Source organism: Nocardioides caeni, from assembly GCF_004912195.1.
GTDB lineage: Bacteria > Actinomycetota > Actinomycetes > Propionibacteriales > Nocardioidaceae > Nocardioides > Nocardioides caeni.
In genome coordinates, this window is sequence record NZ_STGW01000009.1 from 15,113 (window position 1) to 39,853 (window position 24,741).

Below are 24,741 nucleotides of genomic sequence, written 5' to 3' on the forward strand. Positions count from 1 at the left end.
GGTGATGTTAGCGGCGGCGGCGCGGAAGGGCGGCGGCGCGGGTCCGCACCCAGTCGCCGCCGTTGCGCTGCCACCAGCACACGGCGAGGGCCCCGGCGACACCGCCGATGCCGAAGGAGGCGATCGAGTGCAGCAGCACCTCGAAGGCCACCGGTCCGACGTCGGCCATCCGTCCGGGACCGACCGCCCCGCCGGCGAACGCGGTCAGGACGGCCAGGAGGAAGCCGGCGGTGATGCCGCCGGCGCAGCCGCGGATCGCCGCCCGGTCCCAGGCGAGCAGGGGCCGGTCACGCTGGACGCGACCGGCTGCGACGACCGCCAGCAGGACGGGCAGCACGAGCAGCCAGTCGGTCCACCAGGGCGTCGGCCCCTGGTCGGGCAGGGCCGCGAGGAGCGGGAACATCGGGAGCGGGCCGAGCACGACCGGCACACCGGCTGCGACGGTGGTCCCGGTGCCGACGCCGAAGCCCGGTCCGAGGAGGTAGGAGCTGGAGAACAGCACCGCGTTGGGCAGCACGCCGAGCGTGATCAGGGTCAGCAGCAGGACCGCCCCGGCGTCGGCGTGGAGCTGTGAGGTGATGTTGGCGGCCGTCGAGAAGTCGACGACCAGGGCACCGACCAGCATCACCAGGCTCAGCAGCAGCCAGCTGACGAGGATGCGGCGCGCGACGAGCAGCGCCTCCCGGACCTCCTGCGGGCAGGCGGGCAGCCAGATGGCGGCGCGTCCCGAGCCGAACGCGATCGCCGGAGCGCCCACGCCGCCCGCGAGCACCAGCGACCAGAGCACCACACGACCCGGCGAGGGCGCGCTGGCGGGCGTCGCGGCGACCGCGCAGGTGACGACGGCCAGGACGGCGTAACCGACGGCGAAGAGGAGGGTCGCGAGGGGGACGGTGAGGTCGCGGGCGCCGTCGGCGATGCCGTCGGCGTCGGGCCCGTGCCCCGAGACCGACTCACCGACCCGATGACCGACCCGCCAGGTCACCCAGGCGCAGACGAGGGTGAGACCGAGCGGGACGGCGGTGATCCGGATGCCCTCCACCGCCACGGTGGAGCCGTGGGCCATCAGCCAGGCGTGCGCGCCCACCCCCAGGGCCCCGCTGGGCGTGCCCTCGCCGCCGGCGTCGGTGAGGAACCAGCCGACGACGGCGACAGCGAGGCCGACCAGCAGCGTCGAGCCGGCAGCGATCGCGCCGCCGAGGGTCGCGGTCGGCACCAGCGGCCGCGTGGTCGCCAGCTCGCGGCGCAGCTCGGCGTCCGTGCGAGCAGGACCGCCGGGGCCACCGGTGCGGCCCGAACGGCGGACCGACGGGGAGTGGAGCGACGTCATGGTCCGACCATCATCACGCGCCCACGCGGCCCAGACGGACCGCCACGCCGGGACACCCACCCTGGCGTAGGACGCAGCCCTGCGCAGGCCGTACGGTGGACCGGTCATGTCCGTGTCACCCGCTCCTGCCTCACCAGCCGATGCCACCGGCGGACCGCACGGACCGTCGTACGTCAGCCATGCCGACCTCGCGCTGAGCTTCGACGACTACTACAAGTCGGCGCGTGACCGCCTGCTGCTGCAGACCTTCGCGCTGACCGGCGACCTCGCCGTCGCCCGCAGCGCCGTGCGCGAGGCCTTCGTGGTCGCCTGGCACCACTGGCGCAAGACCGCCCGGTTCGACGATCCCGAGGGCTACGTCCGGCCCCTCGCCTGGCGCAAGGCGCAGCGACGGACGACCGCGCTCCCGCTGCGGCGCCGCAAGGACCTCGATCCCGAGGTCCGCGAGGTCATCGACGCGCTGGACGCCCTGACCGTCACCCAGCGCCGCGCCCTGCTGCTCACCCAGCTGGCGGGTGTGAGCCTCGCCGACATGGCTCACGAGGTCGGCCTGGCCGCCGAGACCGCCGAGCGCGAGCTCCAGCTCGGCGCGGCGCAGTTCGCCACCCAGCTGGCGATCCCGACGTCCCACATCCACCTGATGCTGGCCGCCCTCGCCGATGCCACCCGCAGCGTCACCTGGCCGCGGGCGACCATCATCCGCCGCGCCGGTGCCGCGCGGCGACGCGCGCACACCGTGATCGGGGGCGCGACGGCCGTCGTCGCGCTCGTCGCCGGTGGCGCGGTCGCGCTCGACTCGACCGGTTCCCGGCCCACCCTCGACCGCGAGCCACCCCCCGCGGCGTCGACCACCTTGCCGTCCGGGCCGGCCGTCAACCGCCTGCCCGACACGGCACTGCTGCCGCTCGAGACCGTGCGGACCACCCTCCCCGCGCGCGGCTGGGCAGAGGGCCGCACGGGCGACAACTCCACCGGCAACGGTCACGCCCTCCCCTGCCAGTCCACGCGCTACGCCGACCCGAAGGGCAACGCCGCCTGGGTGCGCTCCTTCCGCAACGGGACTCGCTCCAGCGCCTCGCGCACGTTCGTCCAGTTCGCCGAAGCCTCGGTCAGCGAGCCGCGCGCGACCCGCACCTACCAGCGGACGCTGCGCTGGTTCACCGCCTGCCAGGCACCCGCCGACGACGCCTCCGCGATCCCGCGCGTCCAGCTCGTCAGCACCTGGGACGTGGCCGGGGTGGGCGACCAGTCCGCCCTCCTGGTCCTGCGCTCGCGGGTCGCCCAGGAGACCTACGTCGTGGGTGTCGCCCGCAGCGGTCTCTTCACCACCACGACCTCGCTGACCGCGACCGTGCCCAAGGGCCAGGCCAACGAGGAGGGCGTCGCCGCGCTGCTCGCGACGGCGGTCGACCGGCTCTGCACACTCGCCGACGGCGGCGCGTGCGCCGACGACCCGGCGCCGAAGGTGACCGCCCGCCCGGCCTACCCGGTCGGGAGGACACCGTGGTTCGTGTCCGAGGTCGACCTGCCGCCGCTCGAGCGCGACCAGGGCCCGTGGGTGGGCACCCCGGCCGCGAAGCTGAGCGCCGACCGCAACGACACCGGCGCGATCGGCTGCGACATCGTGCGCCTCTTCGGCAGCTTCCGCGACCAGGAGGTCAAGGGCAACCAGTTCCGCACCTTCGTGCTGAGCGCCTCCGACCTGCCGACGACCGTCGGCCTGACCCAGACCGTCGGCTCCCTGCCGCCGCGCGCCGCCCGCCGGTTCGTCGAGCGGGTCCGCGAGCAGATGGCCGCCTGCCCCGACCTCGACGCGTCCGCCGGGACCGAGGTCACCGAGATCGCCGGCGACGGTGCCGACACCAGCCTGTCCGCCTGGCACCTCAGCACGGCGCTGCCCAACGACGAGACCCTCGAGGGCGACGTCGCGGTCGTGCGCAGCGGTACGTCGCTCTCCGTCCTCGTCTACGTCGCGGCGCCGGGCGCCGGGATGGCCGACGGCGACTTCGCCGACCTCGCGCGACGCGCCCGAGAGCGGCTGAGCCGCATGGACGCCTACGAAGGCTGAGCGTCTGCGAATCTTTTCCCGGATCCGTGCAACCGACCCGCCGGCCCGGGCGTATCACCCTCGACAGCCCGGCTCCCGGGCAACGGACCAGCCGAGAGGAGGCGTGCGTGGACGAGCAGGAGTTCGACGAGTTCTACACCGCGTCGTTCCGGCGGGTGACCGGTCAGGTCTATGCGATGATCGGCGACTTCGACGAGGCGACCGAGTGTGTCCAGGAGGCGTTCGCACGCGCCTGGGCCCACCGGCGCAAGCTGGAGAAGGCCGCCTATCCCGAGGCCTGGGTCCGGACCACCGCCTACCGCCTGGCGGTCAGCCGCTGGCGGCGTCGCAAGCGCGGCGAGCGCTCCCCCGACCGCGCCCTCGGTGGCCCCGTCATCGTGCCGGCCGTCGACGAGACCCACGTGGCTCTCGTCGCCGCGCTCAAGCAGCTGCCCGAGGCCCAGCGCCAGGCGCTGGTCCTCCACCACATCGCCGACCTCCCCGTCCACCAAGTGGCGGCCGAGGTCGGCGTTCCCGAAGGAACCATCAAGGCCCGGCTCAGCCGGGGACGCGCGGCACTCGCCGTGCTGCTGACCGACGAGTCCGGGCTCGCGGGAGGAGGGATGACCCATGCCTGAGCAGCGCGATCCGCTGGACCAGCTGAGCCAGTTCGGTGCCGGGTTCAGCACAGGAGCATCGGGAGGACCCATGCCACACTCCGCCGCCGACGCACGTCGGCGAGGCGAGAAGATCCGGCGCCGCCGCAACGCCCTGGTGGCCGGAGGCGCCGCCCTCGCCGTCGCCGCCGTCGCCGTGCCGATCTTCGCCATCGCCGGAGGGAGCGGCACGGACGACCGGGACGACACCAACGTCGCCGACCCGCCCCGCTCGGTCGCCCTCAGCGCCGACGACCTGCTCGCCGACGGCGAGACGGCCCACAACAACTGGGGCGACTGGCAGGAGACCGAGACCTTCGAGGGTGACGGCCAGGCCACCACCTTCAGCTGTCAGCAGCAGGCCCTCAGCGGGCTCGGCTCGACCGCCGAGTTCAACCGCTTCTTCGGTTTCGCCCCCGGCGGCGAGATCGTCGACGAGCCGTACCCGCCGACCCTCGCCCAAGAGGTCGCGGAGTTCCCCGACGCCGAGGCGGCTCAGGCCGCGTTCGCCACCATCAGCGGATGGCTCGACGACTGCGCCAGCCTGGGCGAGGCCACCGAGATCCGGACCCTGCAGTCGCGACCGGTCGACATCGTGGGTGGCCAGGGCCTGATCGTCGACATCCACGGCAACCCGGCGCCCGTCGAGGTCGACCCCTACGGCGACAGCGCCTACATCAACGAGACCGGCGTGGTCCTGCTCGACGACCGGATCGCGGTGCTGAGCCTGACCCAGATCAGTCAGGACTACAACTTCCTCGAGGAGACCGGCGGCACCCCGATGCAGCGAATGCTGCCCCTCGCGGCCGAGCGGTTGGCGCCGGGCGCCAACGTCCCGGAGGTGCCGGAGTCGGTGTCCGACCCGGACGCCGCGACCGGCGACACGGTCATCGACGACGCCTTTCCGCTGGCCGCGGGCTGGCCGGATCGCACGGCCGAGCCCGACCAGGACGGCCTCGTCGGGCCCGACCGCGAGCGCGACCCGGTCGCCTTCGAGGCCTGCGGCACGCCGCTGGCCGACGCGCCGTTCAACGACCGGCTCGGCGCCACCTGGTCCGACGTCGAGGACTACCGCACCCGGCAGCTGACGACCTACCAGTCCGTCGCCGAGGCGGAGGCCGCCATCGCGGCGGTCGCCGACCTCTACCGCGGCTGCCCCGAGGGCGAGACCCGCGAGGACGGCTACACGCCGAACTGGTCGGTCAGATCTGTCGGCGACGTCGGCCACGAGGCCGTCGCCATCCTCGGTTGGGACGAGTTCGAGGGGTCACCGACCACCTTCGGCGACACCACCGTGCTGGTCCGGGTGGGCAACGCCGTCCTCGTGGCCGCCTGGGGCGGTCACGCCGGCAACCCGCAGGGACGCGAGGACGAGATCGTCGCCGAGATCGTCGCGGAGACCACCACCGTCCTCGACGCGATGTGCGCCTTCGACGCACAGGGCTGCTGACTCTCCGACGCGCCACCAGCACACCACTCGAGGCCTGCCCGTCACCCGGGCAGGCCTCGAGACTTTTTGCTGTCCTGGCGCGGGAATCCCGGGATCTCTCGCGCAATCGATGCAACCGGACGGGCCGGCCCGACGTATCTCCTCCGACATCGATCAACAGCTCCACCACACAGAAAGGGATCCGCCGTGAACCGTCGGTCCACCCCCCTCTTCATCGCCGCGATGGCCTTCGCGGCGCCCGCCCTGCTCACCGCCTGCAGCGACGACACCACCACCGTCGCCGACGAGACCACCCCGGTCAGCTCGACCGGCAGCCCCTCGTCGTCAACGCTGACGGCCGACGTCCTGCTCACCGACGCCGACACCGTCTACAGCGACGGCGCCGACTGGTTCCGCCTCGCTACGGGTGACGAGGACCTCGACGGCCACGGCGACCTCGCCCACCCCTGCCTCGCCGAGGGCCTCAACGGCACCGGGGCGAGCCAGGTCGTCCGGGCCGATTTCGAGCTCCGCAACACCCAGGAGCCCGACATCGAGGTCCAGGGTGACCTTCTCACCGAGCTCGTCGGCCAGTACGACGACGCGGCGGCCGCCGAGGCGGCGTACGACGCCGTCGTGGCCGCCGTGACCGAGTGCGCCGAGCGGCCCGCTGCCATCACGGACTTCCGCTCCTTCGAGCCGCGTGCCGTGGACGCCGGCACCGAGGCACTGATCGTCGACGCCCACTTCGGCCCCCTCCCCGAGGCCCTGGAGGACGGCGACTCCGCCTACATCATGGAGACCGGTGTCGCGCTCGACGGCGACCGCGTGGTCGTGCTGACCTCGGTCATCGTCGGCCAGGACTACAACTTCCTCGACGAGGACGGCGGCACCCCGGTCAACCAGATGCTCCCGGTCGCGGTCGACCGGCTGGGTTGAGTCGACCGCCCGATCGGGCGCAGGAAATGGGCGAAGGCCCGCCACCGTGGGGGTGGCGGGCCTTCGTCGTTGCTGCGGTGAGGAGCTCAGAGCTTCTCGAGGATCTCCCGCGCGCGAGCGGCGGTGGCGGACGGCGTCTTGCCGACCTTGACGCCGACGGCCTCGAGGGCCTCCTGCTTGGCGGCCGCGGTGCCGGCGGAACCGGACACGATCGCACCCGCGTGACCCATCGTCTTGCCCTCGGGGGCGGTGAAGCCCGCGACGTAGCCGACGACCGGCTTGGTGATGTTGGCCTTGATGTAGTCGGCCGCACGCTCCTCGGCGTCGCCGCCGATCTCGCCGATCATCACGATCACCTTGGTCTCCGGGTCCTCCTCGAAGGCCTGGAGGGCGTCGATGTGCGTGGTGCCGACGATCGGGTCGCCGCCGATGCCGATGGCGGTCGAGAAGCCGAAGTCACGCAGCTCGTACATCATCTGGTAGGTCAGCGTGCCCGACTTGGACACCAGGCCGACCGGGCCCTTGCCCGCGATGGTGTGCGGGGTGATGCCGGCCAGCGACTCGCCGGGCGTGATGATGCCCGGGCAGTTGGGGCCGATCATCCGGGTGGACTTGCCCTGCAGGTAGGACCACACCTCGGCGGTGTCCTGGACCGGCACGCCCTCGGTGATGACGACGATCAGCGGCATCTCGGCGTCGATCGCCTCGATGGCCGCGGCCTTCGTGAACGCTGGCGGGACGAAGAGGACCGACACGTTGGCGCCGGTCTCCTTCATGGCCTCCTCGACCGTGCCGAAGACCGGCAGCTCGACGTCGGCGCCCTGGGCGTCCTTGTGGGTGACCGTGGTGCCGGCCTTGCGGGCGTTGACGCCACCGACGATCGTCGCGCCCGAGTCGAGCATGAGGGCGGTGTGCTTGGCACCCATGCCGCCCGTGATGCCCTGGACGATGATCTTGCTGTCCTTGTTGAGGTAGATGCTCATCTTCTTCTGCTCTCTATCTCTCGCGCGCTCAGACGTTCGCCAGCTCGGCGGCCTTGTCGGCCGCGCCGTCCATGGTGTCGACCTGCGTGACGAGCGGGTGGTTCAGCTCGTCGAGGATCGCGCGGCCGGCCTCGACGGCGTTGCCGTCCAGGCGCACGACGAGCGGCTTGGTGGCCTTGTCGCCGAGGAGCTCGAGAGCACCCTTGATGCCGTTGGCGACCTCGTCGCACGCGGTGATGCCACCGAAGACGTTGACGAAGACCGACTTGACCTGCTCGTCGTTGAGGATGACGTCGAGGCCGTTGGCCATCACCTGGGCGTTGGCGCCGCCGCCGATGTCGAGGAAGTTGGCGGGCTTGACGCCGCCGTGCTTCTCGCCGGCGTACGCGACGACGTCGAGGGTGCTCATGACGAGACCCGCGCCGTTGCCGATGATGCCGACCTGGCCGTCGAGCTTGACGTAGTTGAGGCCGAGGTCCTTGGCCTTCGCCTCGAGCGGGTCGGCCTCCTCGCGGATCTCGAACGCCTCGTGGTCGGGGTGGCGGACCTCGGAGGCGTTCTCGTCGAGCGAGACCTTGCCGTCGAGCGCCTCGAGCTTGTCACCGGCGAGCCGCGCGAGCGGGTTCACCTCGACGAGCGTGGCGTCCTCCTCGACGAAGACCGTGTAGAGCTTCTCGATCATCGTCACGGCCTGCTCGAAGACGGGCTCCGGGAAGCCGGCCTCCGTGGCGATCTCGCGCGCCTTGGCGGCGTCGACGCCCTGGCCCGGGTCGATCGCGATCTTCTTGACGGCGTCGGGGTTGGTCTTCGCGACCTCCTCGATCTCGACACCACCCTCGACGGACGCGATGCAGAGGTACTGGCGGTTCGACCGGTCCAGCAGGAAGGAGAAGTAGTACTCCGCCTCCGGCGGGGTGGCCGGGGTGACCAGGACCCGGTTGACCGGGAGGTCCTTGATCGTCAGGTTCAGGATGTCCGTGGCGTACTGGAAGGCCTCGTCAGGGGTCTTCGCGAGCTTCACGCCGCCCGCCTTGCCGCGGCCGCCGGCCTTGACCTGCGCCTTGATGACGGTCACGCCACCGATCTTCTCGGCAGCGGCCTTCGCCTCCTCGGCGGTCTCGACGACCACACCGATCGTCGTGGCCACACCGTGCTTCGCGAAGAGCTCCTTCGCTTGGTACTCCATCAGGTCCACTGATACGTCCTCACATCTGGGTCAGAGTGCGGTGCGCGCACAGCGGCACACCCCCGGGCACGATAGTCGTGACCCACGAGTAGGACGAGTCCGCGGACATGTGACGTGACCCTCTTCACGTCGCATCGTTGATCCGTCGAGCCATCCACAGCCGACGTGCCGGGGGATTTCGGGGCCCTCCCCGCATCGGTTAAGGTCGGCACGCACGTTTCACCCGGTCGTCACCTGGCGGCCACCTCGCCGCCGAGCTCATCGGGCGCTCGGATGAGGTGCAGGGAGAGATCTGCCTGCATCGTCGTCCCCCCAAGGAGTCAGCAGTCGATGGGTAGCCACCGAGCAGATCACCGCGCGCCGCGGCGCCGGTCGAGCACGGACGAAGGCTCCTCCCCGACGACCCCTCAGACGGCCGAGAAGTACGTCGGCAAGCGCGTCGCCGGTCGTGAACCGCAGGCCGCGGCACCGACCGTCGCGGCCCGCGTCACGGAGACCCCCGCGACCCCCGCCGCCGCCCCTGCCGCCGCACCAGCCCCGTCGGGTGGCGGTCGCCGGCGCGCCGCCGGACCGACGCAGGTGAACCTCGCGCCCGTCGTACCCTCCGTGGCGCTGGCGCCGACGCCGGTGCTCCTGGCCGGTCTCGAGCGCACCCCCACCGTCGAGCTGCCCGCCCTACGCGACATCCCGCTCTTCGACCCCCTCACCGACTCCTCGACCACCCAGCTCCGGGCCATCCAGGCCCCGGGCAAGCGCCGTGCCGTCAAGCACGCCGGCCCCCGTGGTCCCCTCTTCAAGGGTCTGCCGTCCCTGCCCGTCGCCGTCGGCGTCGCGACCCTCGCCGTCGCGATCGGCGGCGCCGTCGTGTCGGCCGATCCGCAGCTGGCCTCCGGCACCAGCCGGCTGACCGCCGCCAACGCGATGACCGGCTCCTTCGGCTCGGGCGCCTTCGGCGGCGACCGGGGGGCGACGGTCAGCCGCGACTCCGACCGCGACGCGCTCGCACAGGGCTCCACCATCGACATGGTCGAGGAAGCCGAGCGGCACGCGGAGGAGCGCAACGCCCAGCTCGGCGAGCTCGTCCAGGCCGCCGAGGCGGAGGCCGCCGAGATCGCCCTCAACCGCTGGGTGCTCCCCCTCGACAGCTACCGCCTGACCGCGACCTTCGGCGAATACGGACTCTGGTCCAGCTATCACACCGGCCTCGACTTCGCGGCCCCCAGCGGCACCCCGATCAAGGCCGTCACCAACGGCGTGATCACCTCCACCGGATTCGACGGCGCCTACGGCAACAAGACCGTTCTCACCCTCGAAGACGGCACCGAGATCTGGTTCTGCCACCAGTCCGCCACCACGGTCAGCGCGGGCGACACCGTCCGCGCCGGCGAGGTCATCGGCTATGTCGGCACGACCGGCCACGTCACCGGCGCCCACCTCCACCTCGAGGTCCGCCCCGGCGGCGGCGACCCGGTCGACCCCGACGCCGCCCTGCGCCAGCACGGTGTGACGCCCTGATTGCGCGAGCGCGCCGCAGTTGCCTTGCGTAGTTCCAACCCTGATCTCGCGGCAAGACGGCGCTGCACGGCCAGGCCCGATGAAGCTACAGCTTCTCGACCGGCGCGTAGCGCAGCAGGAGGCGCTTGACGCCGTCGGAGCCGAAGTCGATCGACGCCACCGACTTCTCCGCCTGGCCCTCGACCGAGACGACCGTGCCGAGGCCGAACGAGTCGTGGGTGACCTTGTCGCCCGGCGCGAGCACCGGCACCGGTCGTGACGGCTTGGCCTTCGCGGCCGCGTCGGCCCGGGCGGCGGCGGAGCTGAAGTTGCGCCGACCGGCCGCGGTGGGGGCGCCCAGACGGGTCGAGCCGCCGGCGTCGTACTCCCGGCCGCCGGGCGCGTACGACGGCCGCGACCACCGCGTCTGCTCCGCCTCGGTGCGCCGCCAGTCGACCAGGTCGATCGGCAGCTCGGCGAGGAACCGGGAGGCGGGGTTCATCGACGGGGCGCCCCAGGCGGAGCGGGTCAGGGCACGGGAGACGTGGAGGCGCTCGCGGGCGCGGGTGATGCCGACGTAGGCCAGGCGCCGCTCCTCCTCGAGCTCGGGACGGTCGCCGAGCGCGCGCGAGTGCGGGAAGATCCCGTCCTCGAGGCCGGTGAGGAAGACGACCGGGAACTCCAGGCCCTTGGCGGTGTGCAGGGTCATCAGCGTCACGACGCCCGTGTCCTCCGGCGCGTCCGGGTCGTCGGCATCGCCGTCGGGAGCGTCGGGGATCTGGTCGGAGTCGGCGACCAGCGCGACCCGCTCCAGGAAGTCCGCGAGCCCCGGCTCGACGGTGCCGGCGTCGACGTCGGCCGGGTCGGCGGACGGGCCGGCGACGGGGTCCTCGGCGAACTCGCGGGCGACGGCGACGAGCTCGCCGAGGTTCTCCACCCGGGTCTCGTCCTGCGGGTCGTCGGACTCCTCGAGGCTGACGAGGTAGCCCGAGCGGTCCAGGACGGTCTCGAGGATCACGTCGGGCCGCTCGCCTGCGGCCACCATCTGCTGCAGGTCGGTGACCATCGCGACGAAGCCCTCGATGTTGGTCTGGCTGCGGGTGGCCAGCCCGGGCGCCTCACCGGCCCGCTGCAGCGCCTCCCAGAAGGTGATGCGCTCGCGGTCGGCGTACGTCGTGATGGCGAGCACGGCGCGGTCGCCGATGCCGCGCTTGGGGGTGTTGAGGATGCGGCGCAGCGACACCTGGTCGTCGGGGTTGACGAGCATGCGGAGATAGGCGAGCGCGTCGCGGATCTCCTTGCGCTCATAGAAGCGGACGCCGCCGACGACCTTGTAGGGCAGGCCGGTGCGGATGAAGATCTCCTCGAAGACTCGCGACTGCGCGTTGGTGCGATAGAACACCGCGACGTCGGACGGCTTGACTCCCCCGGAGTCGGTCAGCTTGTCGATCTCGGAGGACACGAACCGCGCCTCGTCGTGCTCGTCGTCGGCGACGTAGCCGACGATCTTCTCCCCGTCGCCGGCATCCGACCACAGCCGCTTGGGCTTGCGGCCCTCGTTGCGCTCGATGACCGCGTTGGCGGCGCTGAGGATGGTCTGGGTCGAGCGGTAGTTCTGCTCCAGCAGCACCGTGCGGGCGTCAGGGAAGTCCTGCTCGAAGTCCATGATGTTGCGGATGTCGGCGCCCCGGAACGCATAGATCGACTGGTCCGCGTCGCCCACGACCATCAGCTCGGCCGGCGGCACCCGGTCGGCGGGAAGACCGTCCAGCGTGGTCGGGTCGTGCTCCTCGAAGTCCGGGCCGCAGAGCTGGTGGATGAGGGAGTACTGCGCGTGGTTGGTGTCCTGGTATTCGTCGACCAGGACGTGGCGGAAGCGGCGCCGGTAGGTCTCGCGGATCTCCGGCTTGAGCTGGAAGAGCCGCACCGTCTCCATGATCAGGTCGTCGAAGTCCATCGCGTTGGCCTCGCGCAGCCGCTGCTGATAGAGCTTGTAGGCCGCCGCATAGGTCTCGTCGATGCTGGTCGTGGCCTCGGCCGCCACGTCGTCGGGGTCACGCAGCTCGTTCTTGTGGTTGCTGATCCAGTGCAGCACCGGCCCCGGCTGGAAGCGGCGCGGGTCCAGGTCGAGGTCGTTGCAGACCAGCGTGATGAGCCGTTTCTGGTCCTGGGCGTCATAGATCGAGAAGTTCGACTTCAGCCGCTGGTGGCCGAGGTGGGTCACCTCCTTGCGCAAGATCCGCACGCACGCCGAGTGGAACGTGCTGACCCACATGATCCGCGCCCGGTTGCCCACCAGGTCGCTGACCCGCTCCTTCATCTCGGCCGCGGCCTTGTTGGTGAAGGTGATCGCCAGGATCGAGCCCGGGTGCGCCTTGCGGACCGCGATCAGCCAGGCGATCCGCCGCGTGAGCACCCGGGTCTTCCCCGACCCCGCCCCGGCCACCACCAGCAACGGCGCTCCCTCATGCCGGACCGCCTCGCGCTGCGGGTCGTTGAGGCCCTCGAGAAGCTGGTCGGCGGTCAGTGCGGGCCGGGTCGCGGCGGTTGCGTCACTCATGCTCCGGCCAGCCTACGGCGCCGTACCGACGCAGCCGGCGGGTGGCTGGGACGGGTTGGCGGGGCGGGCATGTAACACGTTGTTGGCGGCGGCGAGCGCTGTAACACGTCGTTGGCCGACCTCCACGACCCGTGTCGGCGAAAATCAACTCTCCACGGGTCGTGAACATCCGGCACGGGCACCGAAGCTGGCTCAACAACGTGTTACAGCGCCGCTCCCCGATGCGGTCGACCCTGCGTCCCAGGCGTCACAAACCCGGCCACGACGGCCGAACACCACCTTCCGTGGCGTTCTCACTGCACAGGCTGCACTGGAGAGGAGCCGGCCGGGACGGAGTAAGCGCGACAGTGGGCGGCATGAACGCCCGTGTCCGAGCCATCATGAGCAACCAGTGGGGCCTGGTGACGCGCTTCCAAGCCATCGCTGCCGGCATGTCGGCAGCGGCCGTCGACCAACTGGTCAAGTCCGGCGCCTGGCTGGCGCTGCGGCGCGGCGTCTACACGGCCCGGGAGTACGTCGAGAGCCTCACCACCCACGCAGAGCAGCGCCTGCTGGCCGACCGGGCGGCCAGCCTGCGCGTCGCCGCTTCGCACGTACTGAGTCATCACTCAGCGGCCTACGCCCTGCAACTGCCCGTGCTTCGAGAGCCGCGGCCCGTGTCGCACCTGACCCGTCCCGGGATCGTCGGCACGCACCGGCGCCGCGACATCGCGCAGCACTTGGCGCCGTACCCCCAGGAACAGGCCACGGCCGTCCACGGTGTGGGCGTGCTGGGGCTGGCCCGCACTGCCCTCGACATCACGCGAGAGCACGGCTATCAGCAAGGACTCGTCGCTGCTGACTCCGCCATGCGGCTCGGGGTGACGCGGTCGCAGCTGGCAGAGGTGAAGGCGCTCATGTGGTGTTGGCCGAGGTCGACGATCATGGACGAGGTGATCGCCTCGGCCTCGGCGGACGCCGACTCACCGGGCGAGACCCTGATGCGGATCCTCGTCGAGGGCCTTGGGTTCGGGACACCCGAGCTTCAGTTCGGACTCAGCGCCGACGGACGGACAGCATGGTGCGACCTGCGGCTGGGACGCCATCTGTTCGAGTTCGACGGCATGGTCAAGATCCTCGGGCCTCACGACGGCGGCGTCGCGCTCCAACCCGCGACGGAGGTGCTGTGGGAGGAGAAGGGGCGGCAGGACTTCCTGACCGGCTTCAAGCTCGGGATCAGCCGCGGCACCTGGGCCGACGTGTGGGGCGCCGGCGTCGAACATGCCCGGGCACGGTTCCGCCGGGAGTACCTCGACACCTGCTCCCGCTTCGGCACCGACGTCAGCGACCTCGCGCCGTTCCGGCCGCGCGGTCCGCGGCCGCGTCCGCGTCCGACACCTCCGGCGTACCGACTCATGGGCTGGGGGCGGTGGGCTGCTTGATCGTCGGCGGCTCGTCGCGGCGGCTCAGAGGCATGTAACACGCTGTTGACGAACCTGCACGACCCGTCTCGGCGGAAATCGGCTCTGCAGGGGTCGTGTAGATCCTGCACGGTCACCGAAGGTGGCTCAACAACGTGTTACAGCGGCATGCGCCGCGCCGCAGGAGAGGCGGGGCGCCTCAGGTGTGGACGGGCGACCAGGCGACGGCGATGACGACCTGCAGGACCGCGAGCGCGACCATGCCGATCCACAGGCCGTTGGGGATCCGCTCGCGACGCATGTTGGCCATCACGAGGACGAGGAGGACGAGGCCGAGCAGCAGCTTGACGCCGACCTTGGCGTGGTTGACGTCGCCGTCGCCGCCCTCGAGGACGCCGACGAGGAGGAGGCCGGCGAGGAAGGCGGTGCCGACGCCGTCGCGCATGACACCGGTGACCTTCTTCTCCCCCGGCCCGGCCTGGGCGAGGAGGCCGCCGATCAGCGCCGAGAACCCGAGGATGTGGATGATCAGCAGGATCAGGCGGAGGGTGTCCATGCCGCTGATCCTAGGGCGCCGCAGCGGCCTCGGCGCTCACCGACCCGTGGCCGTGAAGTGCTGGTAGTCCTTCAGCGAGCTCCAGGCCCCGCCCCACGACCAGCCGATGCGTGCGAACTCCCGCACGACCAGGTCGTCGGCGTGGATGATGCCGGGCTGCGTCCGGGTGCGGTCGACGTACGCCGACGCCCGCTCGGGCAGCACGAGGTCACCCTTCACGTAGGGATTGAGGAAGGGGTTGACGTCGATCGCCAGGCCGTAGGCGTGGGCTGACCAGGTGGTCTGGCCACGCGCCGCGCGGCAGACGAGTGCGGCGGTGTTGTTGCCGTCGCCGGTGGGCGGCGCCTCGAGGTCGGCGGTGGTCGGCAACCGCATCTCCTCGATCGGGTAGTCGGCGGCGAACAGGGCGCGGAACACCGAGACCACGCCCTCGGCCTCCGTCGCGGCGACCACCAGCTCGCCGGTGTGCGCCTCGCCGTCGAAGCCGCGGAAAGACACGGTGACGTAGGCGAGGTCGTCGAGGGCGACGGGACAGGCGGGCGACCAGGTCTCCCCCATCCGCTCGCGGATGGCGGGCGCGACCGGTCCGATCGACGACGCGAACGCGCCGTCGGCTGGCGGCGGCAGCAGGTCGGTGGTCGGATAGCTCCGCACCCGCAGCGCCCTCGGCGTCGGCAGGATCTCGCCGAAGCCGTCGGCGGTGCGGGGCAGGACGTGGACGCCCAGCTCCCAGGTGGAGTACGACGGCCCCGGCTCCGATGTCGCGGACGGCGGTGGCGTGACGCCGGGCTCGGGAGCGGACGTCGTCGTCACGGGACGGCTCGGCTCGTCGCCGGTCGAGCAGCCGGTGGCCAGCGCACCGGCCGCGAGGAGTGCGATGCCGGTGGCGACCGCAGCCCTCACAGCAGACGCCGGTCCGAGGCCCAGCGGGTGAGCTCGTGGCGCGAGGAGAGCTGGAGCTTGCGCAGCACCGACGACATGTGGGTCTCGACGGTCTTGATCGAGATGAACAGCTCCTTGGCGACCTCCTTGTAGGAGTAGCCGCGGGCGATCAGCCGCATCACCTCCCGCTCGCGCTCGGTGAGCCGGTCGAGGTCCTCGTCGACGCTGGCGAGGTCGGCGGAGATGCCGGCGCCGGCGAAGGCGTCGAGCACGAAGCCCGCGAGCCGCGGGGAGAAGACGGCGTCGCCGTCGGCGATGCGGACGATGGCGTCGAGGAGCTCCGGGCCGGTGATGGTCTTGGTGACATAGCCGCGGGCGCCGCCGCGGATCGTGCCGATCACGTCCTCGGCGGCGTCGGAGACCGACAGCGCGAGGAAGCGGACCTCGCTGTCGCGGGTGCGGCGGATGACCTCGGCCCCACCGCCGCCGGGCAGGTGCACGTCGAGGAGTACGACGCCCGGTCGGTGCGCCGCGACGGCCGCGACGGCCTCGTCGACATCGGCGGCCTCGGCGACGACCTCGACGCGACCAGCGCCCGTGGCGGCGAGCTCGGCGCTCACCCCGCGACGGAACATGGCGTGGTCGTCGACCACCACCACCCGGATGGCTGCTGCGTCGCTCACGTCGTCTCCTCCTGCTGGTCGGTCGGTGTGTGGTCGAGGTGCAGCCTGACCTCGGTGCCCTCGCCGGGGGTGGACCGGACCTCGGCGGTCCCGCCATGGCGCTGCATGCGGTCGAGGATGCTGCCGCGGACACCCATCCGGTCCTCGGGGGTGACCGCTGGATCGAAGCCGACGCCGCGGTCGCGCACGAACACGTCGATCCCGATCGGGGTGATCTCTGCATAGACGTCGACCCGCGGCACGCCGGCGTGCTTCGCGGCGTTGGTCGCGGCCTCGCGGGCGGCCTGGACGATCGGCCGCACGGTCTCGTCGAACGCGACGTCGCCGACGGCCACGACATCGACCTGGATGCCGTAGGCGTCCTCGACGTCCGCCGCCACCGCGCGCAGGGCGCTCGCGACGGTGGCCTCGTCGAGGGACTCGCCCGCATAGAGCCAGGCCCGGAGGTCGCGCTCCTGCGCGCGAGCGAGCCGGGAGGCGTCGGCGGGGTTCTTCTGGATCAGGGCCAGGGTCTGGAGCACGGAGTCGTGGAGGTGGGCCGCCACGTCGGCGCGCTCCTGGGTCCGCACCCGCTCCTCCCGCTCGGCCCCGAGCTCGCCGACCAGGCGGTAGACGAGGGGTCCCGCGACGATCGCGATGCCGACAAGGGCGAGCAGCACGACGATCACGGCGTCACGAGCCAGCGAGAGCGAGCCGTCGCGGAGCACGAACAGGACGAACGCCACGATCATCAGGCCCACGCCGGCCGCGATCCGCGCCCATGCCGCCCAGCCGCCGCGTCCCACGACGACTCCGATGGGATCGACCTGGCCGGTGGCGTCGAGCCAGCGCTCCCGCTGGGCCTCGTCGGCCTGGCGCCACAGGAGCGCGACGCCGACGATGCCGATCGCCAGCGGCCACACCCACCAACCGTTGCCCAGGACCGCCTCGGTGGCGAACACGATGCCGATCCCGAGGACCGCGAGGGTGAGGACCGGTCCGATGTCCGAGAGTCGGCGGCCGCGGCGGGGCCGGCGACCGTCCCGGCTGGCGGACGCCAGGCCGGGGGCGAGCACCTCCGGCGGCGGACCGGCCGGCAGCATCGCCCACAGCGCGGCGTAGGCGGCAACGCCCGACCCGCCCATGAAGGTCGCCACGACGAACCCGGCCCGCACCCACATCACCGGGACGGCGAGGTGCGCGGCGAGCCCCGCGGCGACGCCACCGAGCACCGGGTCGCGCAGGCCGCGCCAGGCCCGTCGTGGGGCCGGCGCCACGACGGTGCCGGGCGCCGGGCCGGGCGCCGGGACCGGGGGTGCGGTGCTGCTCATGATGGCTCCATCGTCACACAGCGCGACGTCCGCCAGCAGGGGGTGAGACCCTGATCCGACCCTGACGCCCCACTCCGGGACCGACGCCCGGATCAGGGTCGTCCCCGATGGTGGACGGCCCGCTCGACCGGCAGGCTGGAGCCCATGAGCACACCGACCGACACTGGCCCGGACCCGGGTCACCCCACCGGCCACCACGGCCCGCGGGTGACCCGTGAGGAGGCCCGCGACCTGTCCCGGCTGCGCCGCAGCCGCACCGATCGCAAGGTGTCGGGCGTGGCGGGCGGCGTCGCGCAGCACCTCGACATCGACCCCCTGCTCGTGCGGGTGGCGTTCGTGGTGCTGACCTTCTTCGGCGGCGGGGGCCTGGTCCTCTACGGCGCCGCGTGGCTGCTGGTGCCCGAGGAGGAGACCGAGGACACGGTCATCCGTGTCGACGACAACATCCGGACCGCGGTCCTCGTCATCGCCGGGATCATCGCCGCTGCCTCCCTCGTCGGCGACTCGGTCGGCGGCTTCGGGTTCCCGTGGCCGCTGCTCGTCGTCGCCGCCGTGCTGCTCGTCGTGTTCGGCAGCAAGGAGGCGATGAAGCCCGGCGGCCCCACGCACCCGTGGCTGGGCGGGCCGCCGCGCACCGGACCGGCCGGCGACGTGCCGGCCGACGGTTCCAGCGGTTCCAGCGGTGCCGGCGGGGGCGCGACGTACGACGGCTACGAGCCGGGACCACCGCCGGCTCCACGCCCGGAGCGCCGCCCGAAGGCTCCCCTCCTCTTCTGGTGGACCATGGCGCTGGCCGCTCTGCTCTGCGGCGTGCTGGCGACGCTCTCCCTGGCCGGCTGGGACATCCCCGAGGCTGCCTACCCCGCGACGGTGATGGCCACCTGCGGAGTGATGCTGCTCGTCGGCGCGTTCTACGGCCGCGCGGGTGGCCTGATCCTCGTGGGCCTGCTCGCCGGCGCGCTGACCGTGGCCGGCGGAGTGGCGGGCGACCTGAGCGACTTCTCGGTCGGCGAGGTGCACCAGACGCCGCGCACGGCCGACGACGTCCGCGACGAGTCCCTGGGGGTCGGCGACATGCGCATCGACCTGACCCGGGTGGTGGACCTCGACGAGCTCGACGGCCGCACTCTCGAGCTCGACCTGCGGGTCGGGAGTCTCGAGGTGATCGTGCCCGACGACGGTCTCACCGTGGAGGTCGACGCCGAGCTGCAGGGCGTCGGTGAGATCAAGTTGTTCGGCGACAAGGCCGACCGCACCGACGCCGCCCGCCATCACGCGGGGCCGGACGCACCCGTGCTGAGGATCGACATCGACGGGTTCGTGGGCGAGTTCGTCGTGCACACCGAGGAGGACGCGGCATGAGCGAGCACACCGAGCCGATCGACGTCGAGCGGCCCCGCGCCGAGCGCGACGCCCTCCCCCGGTCGGGCTGGCACACCGTCAATGTCGGTCACCTGGTGATGGGCGTGGCGTTCGTCGGCCTGTCGGTCCTGTGGCTGCTCGTCACCACCGACCGCGTCGAGCTGGCCGAGAGCCACTGGCTGTTGCCCCTGCCGTGGCTCGTCGCCGGCGCCGCGGGACTGGTCGCGACGATGCTGCGCGGACGCCGACGCCCCGACGACACCAGCGACTGGCGCCAGCAGTGGAAGGCCGACCAGCAGACCATGAAGGCGGACCTGCGGCGCCAGAAGGACGCGCTCCGCGAGGACCTGCGACGCCACCGCGAGGAGATGAGGCGCACGGTCCACGACTGGCGCCACGGCTCGGGGCACGGCCCCGGACATTGAGAAGGGGCCCACCGCGCGTCGCGGTGGGCCCTCTCGTCGTACGGCGGGTCAGTGGGCGTCGAGGCCCGTGACCCGGATGCCCGAGTGGGTCTTGTACTTGCGGTTGATCGAGATCAGCACCGCGGTGAACGGCTCGAGCACGCGGGCCAGCCGCAGCTTGCCGCCGTCGACACCGGGACGGCCGGTGACGGACGCCGCGAGGTCGATCGCGACCTGCTTGCCCTCGACCGAGTCGCCGACGACGATGACGTCCTCGTCGAGGAACTCGTCCTCGCTCCACAGGGCGGGCGCGGCGACGTTGTGGAAGGCGCCGACCACCGTCGCCTCGGGCTGCAGCTCGGCAGCCGACTCGGCGGCGGAGCCCTCGCCGTTGTTGATGACCTTGCCGTGCGCGCCGCGCTTGTCGAACGCCAGCGGGTTGACGCACGAGATGACGGTCTTGCCCGCCAGGGGCAGCGATGCGACCAGCTCGTCGTGGCCGTCGTAGGGCACGGCGAGCAGCACGACGTCGGCTGCGGCGACGGCGTCGGCGTTGGCCAGGCCGCGCGCCGTGCCGGCCCCGGCCACGTCGGCCAGCCGGTCGTTGACCTCGGTCGCGACGACCTCGGCCTTCTCCGCTGCGCGGGAGCCGAGCACGATGTCGTGGCCGTGCCGCGCGAACCGGTAGCCCAGGCCCTTGCCCTGGGGACCGGTGCCGCCGATCACGGCGACGGTGTAGCGGGTGGTCTCTGAAGTCTCAGTCATGGGTGTCCTCCTGGGGCGCAGCGTTCCACATCGGCATGAGCCGATTCACAACGGGCAACCCGTTGCTATTGTGACAGTATTACTGTCACAGTTGTCCCGTAACACTCGCCCGCTGGCCGAGACGCCCGGGACGCTGTTGCCACACACGTCGCAGCGCCCGTCGTCGGGTGCGATGAGAAGGGAAACCCATGAAGCTCTCGATGCCCCTCGTCTATGCGGGCAACCCGCGCGAGTCGGCCGACCAGGTGGTCCAGCTGGAGAAGGCCGGACTCGACATGATCTGGGTCGCCGAGCCCTACGGCTTCGACGCCCCGACGCTGATGGGCTACCTCGCCGCCAAGACCGAGACCGTCGAGATCGGCGCCGGCATCCTCAACATCTACTCCCGCACGCCGGGCGCCCTGCTGCAGACCGCAGCCGGCCTGGACAACGTCTCCGGCGGCCGTGCGGTCCTCGGCCTCGGCGCCTCGGGCCCCCAGGTGATCGAGGGCTTCCACGGCATCGCCTACGACCGTCCGCTGACCCGCACCCGCGAGATCATCCAGGTCCTGCGTGCCGGCCTGCGCGGCGAGCGCCTCGACTTCCAGGGCAAGACCATCCAGGTGCCGCTCCCCGAGGGCGAGGGCCTGGGCCTCGGCAAGCCGCTCAAGCTGCTCAACCGGCCCGAGCGCGCCGACCTCCCGATCTGGGTCGCGGCCCTGGGCGACAAGAACGTCGCGATGACCGCCGAGGTCGCCGACGGCTGGCTGCCGTTCCTCTACTACCCGGAGAAGGCCAAGGACGTCTGGGGCGAGCCGCTGGCCCGCGGCGCCGCGAAGCGCTCCGCGGACCTCAAGCCGCTCGAGATCTGCGCCGGCGGCATGGTCGCCATCGGCGAGGGCCCCGAGACCAAGGCCCTGCTCGACTTCATGCGCCCCCTCTATGCCCTCTACGTCGGCGGCATGGGTGCGCGTGACAAGAACTTCTACAACCAGCTCGCCTGCGAGTACGGCTTCGAGAAGGAGGCCAAGGAGATCCAGGACCTCTACCTCTCGGGCAAGAAGAAGGAGGCCGAGGCGCTCGTGCCCCTCGAGTGGCTGGAGGCCGGCAACCTGGTCGGCCCGGCGTCGTACGTCCAGGAGCGGATCGCCGCCTTCAAGGAGTCCGGCGTCACGAATCTTTCCGTTACCGCCGCGTCCGACAACCCGGCCGCGACCATCGCACAGATCAAGGAGTGGGTGAGCTGATGCCCGAGCGTCCCAGCATCTACGAGACCGAGCACGAGGACTTCCGCAAGACCGTGCGCGCCTTCCTCGAGAGGGAGGTCATCGAGCACCACGAGCAGTGGGAGAAGGACGGCCAGGTCGACCGTGAGGTCTGGCGCAAGGCCGGCGAGGCCGGTCTGCTCGGCTTCGACGTCGCCGAGGAGCACGACGGCCCGGGGATCAAGGACTTCCGCTACAACATGGTCCTGACCGAGGAGGTCACCCGTGTGGGCGCGAGCGGTCTGGGCTTCGCGCTCCACAACGACATCACGGTCCCCTACCTCAACGAGCTGTGCAACGAGGAGCAGAAGGGCCGCTGGCTGCCCGGCTGTGTCTCCGGTGACATCATCACCGCGATCGCGATGACCGAGCCGGGCGCCGGCTCGGACCTCCAGGGTCTGCGCACCACCGCGGTCGACAAGGGCGACCACTACGTCCTCAACGGCTCGAAGACCTTCATCACCAACGGCATCCTGTCCGACCTGGTGATCGTCGTCGCGCGGACCAACCCCGAGGCCGGCGCCCACGGCTTCAGTCTGCTGGTCGTCGAGGAGGGCATGGACGGCTTCACCCGCGGCCGCAACCTCGACAAGCTGGGCCTCAAGGCGCAGGACACCGCCGAGCTCAACTTCGACAACGTCGTGGTCCCGAAGGCCAACCTGCTCGGCGAGGAGGGCCAGGGCTTCATCTACCTGATGCAGAACCTGCCCCAGGAGCGGATCTCCATCGCGACGATGGCGATCGCGGCCATCGAGCACGTCCTCGACATGACGCTCGACTACGTCACGTCGCGTGAGGCGTTCGGCAAGCCGATCGGAAAGTTCCAGAACACGCGGTTCGTGCTCGCCGAGATGGCCACGGAGGCCTACGTCGCGCGCACCTTCGTCAACCACTGCGTCGAGCTGCTCAACGCCGGCACGGCCGACACCTCGCTGGCGTCGATGGCGAAGTGGTGGACCACCGAGCTGCAGCTCAAGATCGTCAACCAGGGCCTGCAGATGCACGGTGGCTACGGCTTCATGATGGAGTACCCCATCGCCAAGGCCTACGCCGACAGCCGGATCCAGACGATCTATGGCGGCACCACCGAGATCCAGAAGGAGATCATCGGCCGTTCGCTCGGTCTCTGACCGAACGAGCGCGAGAGGTCTCTCACGCGATTCGCACGATTCGAGGGCCCCGGGATGTCACATCCCGGGGCCCTCGTTCGTCGTGAGGACGAAGCAGTTCCCCGGTGGCGATGATTCCGGGTCGATCTCAGGGTCGGACCCGGAGAAGTCCCCGATGCCGTTGTCGGTCCTCACTGGAAGAGTCCTCGCCATGCACCGTCAGATCGCCGGAAAGCTCACCGGCCCCCTCACCAAGTGGATCGTGCTCGTCGCGGTCATCGTGATCGGCGGAGGCCTCGCCTCCTTCGCCGGCAAGCTCATCGACGTCCAGAACAACGAGACCGAGTCCTGGCTCCCCGACAGCGCGGAGTCGACGCAGGCCTTCGAGAGGCTCGAGGCCTTCCAGGACCCCTACGACGTCGGCACGACCGTGGTCTACTTCCGTGAGTCCGGGCTCACCGAGGAGGACTTCGCGGCCATCGAGGAGGACGCGACCGAGATCGCGGCTCTCGACGGCGTGAGCCAGGTGCTCTCGCCCCAGGCGGCGGTCGCGGCCGGCGTCCCCGCGCCGTTCGTGTCGACGGACGACCAGGTGGCCAAGCTCGAGTTCACGCTCAACTTCGGCGACAAGCTGTGGGAGGAGCTGCCCGACCTCAAGCCCGAGATCGACGAGATCATCGCGCTCGACGGGGCCGAGTCCTACCTGGCCGGCGCAGGCGGCCAGAGCGCGGACGCGGCGACGATCTTCTCCTCCGGTGACAGCAACCTCCTGCTCATCACCCTCGGCGTGGTCATCCTGATCCTGCTGGTCACCTACCGCAGCCCGATCCTGTGGCTGCTGCCGATCCTGAGCGCCGTGGTCGGTCTCGGCGCCGCGATGGGCCTGCTCTACCTGCTGGCCAAGAACACCGGACTGACGGTCAACGGCCAGACCCAGTTCATCCTGACGGTGCTCGTCATCGGGGCCGGCACGGACTACGCGCTGCTGCTGGTCGCCCGCTACCGCGAGGAGCTGCGCCGCCATGAGGACCGGCACGAGGCGATGGCCTTCGCGCTGCACCGCGCTGCTCCGGCGATCCTCGCGAGCGCCGCGACCGTGGTGGTGGGACTGCTCTGCCTGATGTTCGCCGACCTCAACTCCACGGCCGGGCTCGGCCCCGCCAACGCGGTCGGCGTCGCGGTCACCTTCGTGGTGATGGTGACCCTGCTCCCGGCCCTGCTGGTCATCGTGGGGCGCTGGGTGTTCTGGCCGTTCGTCCCGCACTTCGGCAGCGAGGAGCCGACCTCATCGGGCCTGTGGGCCCGCGTCGGCCGCGGCATCGCCCCTCGCCCCCGCATCGTGTGGGTCGGTACGGCGGCCGTGCTCGCCGTCCTGTGCCTGGGCTTCCTGCGCCTCGACACCGGCGGAATCCCGAGCGACGAGCAGTACACGCAGGACCAGGACTCCGTCACCGGCCAGACGATCCTCATCGAGCACGGGCTGGTCGACGCCAGCACGCCGGTGCAGGTGGTCACCGACACCGCTCACGCCGCCGAGGTCACCGCCGCGATGGCCGACGTCGACGGCATCGCCGAACCGATCGAGGTGGCCAGCAAGGACGGCACGACGCTGATCGTCGCCGAGCTGACCAGCGACCCCTACTCCGACACCGCCCTCGAAGCGGTCGGCGACGTGCGGGAGGCGGTGCACGACGTGCCCGGCGCCGACGCCCTGGTGACCGGCATGTCAGCGGTGACGATCGACATCATGGAGGCCTCCGAGCGGGACAACAAGGTGATCATCCCGATCGTCCTGGGCGCCGTGCTGCTGATCCTGATCGGGCTGCTGCGCTCGATCGTGTCGCCGATCCTGCTGATCGGCACGGTCATCCTGTCCTTCGGGGCCGCGCTCGGGATCTCCGGGGTGATCTTCGACCTGCTCTACGGTCGCGAGCACACCGATCCGGGCTTCCCGCTCTTCGCGTTCGTCTTCCTCGTCGCCCTGGGCATCGACTACAACATCTTCCTGATGACCCGGGTTCGGGAGGAGTCGGCGATCCACGGCACCCGCAAGGGCTCCCTCATCGCCCTGGCCTCCACCGGTGGCGTGATCACCTCAGCGGGGCTGGTCCTCGCGGCCACCTTCGCGGCGCTCGGGACCATGCCGATGACGTTCACCCTGCAGCTGGGCACGACGGTCGCCATCGGCGTGCTGCTCGACACCATGATCGTCCGGTCGGTGCTGGTCACCGCCCTCAACCTCGACCTGGGGTCGAGGATCTGGTGGCCGAGCCGTCTCGACCGCGGCGCGGCACCGACCGCGCCGGAGCCTCCGGCGGTCGATCTCGACAAGACGCCGGCAGGCGTCTGACGCCCTCGACCTACGATGCTCCCGCGGACCGAACGCACGGTCCGTGGGAGCG

The 24,741-nt window shown here is 71.4% G+C and carries 20 protein-coding genes; 11 read left to right on the forward strand and 9 right to left on the reverse strand.

Features of this window, described 5'->3' with window-relative positions; genetic code table 11:
• Positions 1–7: 7 nt before the first annotated feature.
• Positions 8–1,330, reverse strand: a complete 1,323-nt coding sequence (locus E9934_RS13440) for a cell division protein PerM (protein ID WP_136563414.1) — start codon at positions 1,328–1,330, stop codon at positions 8–10.
• A 106-nt stretch (positions 1,331–1,436) separates the two neighbouring features.
• On the opposite strand from E9934_RS13440, the gene E9934_RS13445 reads away from it, so the two are divergent.
• The 4 genes from E9934_RS13445 to E9934_RS13460 all read left to right on the forward strand — a co-directional run bounded on the left by E9934_RS13445 (position 1,437) and on the right by E9934_RS13460 (position 6,401).
• The gene (locus E9934_RS13445; RefSeq protein ID WP_136563415.1) at positions 1,437–3,398 is read left to right on the forward strand and encodes a SigE family RNA polymerase sigma factor; all 1,962 of its coding nucleotides are present in this window, start codon (positions 1,437–1,439) and stop codon (positions 3,396–3,398) included.
• A 107-nt stretch (positions 3,399–3,505) separates the two neighbouring features.
• Complete coding sequence (locus E9934_RS13450; RefSeq protein ID WP_136563416.1) at positions 3,506–4,015, forward strand: RNA polymerase sigma factor; 510 nt, start codon at positions 3,506–3,508, stop codon at positions 4,013–4,015.
• Positions 4,008–5,483 carry a hypothetical protein gene (locus E9934_RS13455; protein WP_136563417.1) on the forward strand — a complete coding sequence of 492 codons (1,476 nt, stop codon included), beginning with the start codon at positions 4,008–4,010 and terminating at the stop codon, positions 5,481–5,483. The genes E9934_RS13450 and E9934_RS13455 overlap by 8 nt, the downstream gene beginning before the upstream one ends.
• A 186-nt stretch (positions 5,484–5,669) precedes the next feature.
• Positions 5,670–6,401, forward strand: a complete 732-nt coding sequence (locus E9934_RS13460; protein ID WP_136563418.1) for a hypothetical protein — start codon at positions 5,670–5,672, stop codon at positions 6,399–6,401.
• An 86-nt stretch (positions 6,402–6,487) separates the two neighbouring features.
• Here E9934_RS13460 and sucD read toward each other — a convergent pair whose 3' ends face one another.
• Both sucD and sucC read right to left on the reverse strand, forming a co-directional pair.
• Positions 6,488–7,384 carry a succinate--CoA ligase subunit alpha gene (sucD, locus tag E9934_RS13465; protein ID WP_136563419.1) on the reverse strand — a complete coding sequence of 299 codons (897 nt, stop codon included), beginning with the start codon at positions 7,382–7,384 and terminating at the stop codon, positions 6,488–6,490.
• Positions 7,385–7,412: 28 nt separating this feature from the next.
• A complete protein-coding gene (gene sucC / locus E9934_RS13470; RefSeq protein WP_136563420.1) occupies positions 7,413–8,579 on the reverse strand; it encodes an ADP-forming succinate--CoA ligase subunit beta in 1,167 nt (388 codons plus the stop codon).
• Between the two features lie 321 nt (positions 8,580–8,900).
• Between sucC and E9934_RS20050 the strand changes: the two genes are divergently transcribed.
• Complete coding sequence (locus E9934_RS20050) at positions 8,901–10,085, forward strand: M23 family metallopeptidase (RefSeq protein ID WP_202977299.1); 1,185 nt, start codon at positions 8,901–8,903, stop codon at positions 10,083–10,085.
• Positions 10,086–10,170: 85 nt separating this feature from the next.
• On the opposite strand, the gene pcrA is transcribed toward E9934_RS20050, so the two are convergent.
• Complete coding sequence (pcrA, locus tag E9934_RS13480; RefSeq protein ID WP_136563421.1) at positions 10,171–12,624, reverse strand: DNA helicase PcrA; 2,454 nt, start codon at positions 12,622–12,624, stop codon at positions 10,171–10,173.
• 356 nt (positions 12,625–12,980) lie between these two features.
• On the opposite strand from pcrA, the gene E9934_RS13485 reads away from it, so the two are divergent.
• On the forward strand, positions 12,981–14,045 hold the full coding sequence (locus tag E9934_RS13485; RefSeq protein WP_158295002.1) for a type IV toxin-antitoxin system AbiEi family antitoxin domain-containing protein: 1,065 nt from the start codon (positions 12,981–12,983) through the stop codon (positions 14,043–14,045).
• A gap of 178 nt (positions 14,046–14,223) precedes the next feature.
• Here E9934_RS13485 and E9934_RS13490 read toward each other — a convergent pair whose 3' ends face one another.
• Genes E9934_RS13490 through E9934_RS13505 form a run of 4 tightly spaced genes read right to left on the reverse strand, consistent with a single transcriptional unit; the run spans position 14,224 to position 17,455 of the window.
• A complete protein-coding gene (locus tag E9934_RS13490; RefSeq protein ID WP_136563423.1) occupies positions 14,224–14,580 on the reverse strand; it encodes a hypothetical protein in 357 nt (118 codons plus the stop codon).
• A 36-nt stretch (positions 14,581–14,616) separates the two neighbouring features.
• The gene (locus E9934_RS13495) at positions 14,617–15,483 is read right to left on the reverse strand and encodes a M15 family metallopeptidase (protein ID WP_202977300.1); all 867 of its coding nucleotides are present in this window, start codon (positions 15,481–15,483) and stop codon (positions 14,617–14,619) included.
• Positions 15,480–16,145 (reverse strand): LuxR C-terminal-related transcriptional regulator, encoded by a 666-nt coding sequence (locus E9934_RS13500; RefSeq protein ID WP_136563424.1) that lies wholly within the window; start codon positions 16,143–16,145, stop codon positions 15,480–15,482. Before E9934_RS13500 ends, E9934_RS13495 begins: the two co-directional genes overlap by 4 nt.
• Complete coding sequence (locus E9934_RS13505) at positions 16,142–17,455, reverse strand: ATP-binding protein (protein ID WP_136563425.1); 1,314 nt, start codon at positions 17,453–17,455, stop codon at positions 16,142–16,144. The genes E9934_RS13500 and E9934_RS13505 overlap by 4 nt, the downstream gene beginning before the upstream one ends.
• A 144-nt stretch (positions 17,456–17,599) precedes the next feature.
• On the opposite strand from E9934_RS13505, the gene E9934_RS13510 reads away from it, so the two are divergent.
• Positions 17,600–18,817, forward strand: coding sequence for a PspC domain-containing protein (locus E9934_RS13510; protein ID WP_136563426.1), 1,218 nt, complete (start codon positions 17,600–17,602; stop codon positions 18,815–18,817).
• A complete protein-coding gene (locus E9934_RS13515) occupies positions 18,814–19,242 on the forward strand; it encodes a hypothetical protein (protein WP_136563427.1) in 429 nt (142 codons plus the stop codon). Before E9934_RS13510 ends, E9934_RS13515 begins: the two co-directional genes overlap by 4 nt.
• Positions 19,243–19,290: 48 nt before the next feature.
• On the opposite strand, the gene npdG is transcribed toward E9934_RS13515, so the two are convergent.
• Positions 19,291–19,986: an NADPH-dependent F420 reductase gene (gene npdG / locus E9934_RS13520; protein ID WP_136563428.1), complete on the reverse strand. Its 696-nt coding sequence runs from the start codon at positions 19,984–19,986 to the stop codon at positions 19,291–19,293.
• A gap of 188 nt (positions 19,987–20,174) precedes the next feature.
• Here npdG and E9934_RS13525 point away from each other — a divergent pair, with 188 nt between their 5' ends.
• The 3 genes from E9934_RS13525 (at position 20,175) to E9934_RS13535 (ending at position 24,689) form a co-directional block, all read left to right on the forward strand.
• The gene (locus E9934_RS13525) at positions 20,175–21,212 is read left to right on the forward strand and encodes an LLM class F420-dependent oxidoreductase (RefSeq protein ID WP_136563429.1); all 1,038 of its coding nucleotides are present in this window, start codon (positions 20,175–20,177) and stop codon (positions 21,210–21,212) included.
• Complete coding sequence (locus E9934_RS13530) at positions 21,212–22,360, forward strand: acyl-CoA dehydrogenase family protein (RefSeq protein ID WP_136563430.1); 1,149 nt, start codon at positions 21,212–21,214, stop codon at positions 22,358–22,360. Before E9934_RS13525 ends, E9934_RS13530 begins: the two co-directional genes overlap by 1 nt.
• Positions 22,361–22,550: 190 nt before the next feature.
• A complete protein-coding gene (locus E9934_RS13535; protein ID WP_136563431.1) occupies positions 22,551–24,689 on the forward strand; it encodes an MMPL family transporter in 2,139 nt (712 codons plus the stop codon).
• Positions 24,690–24,741 lie beyond the last annotated feature (52 nt).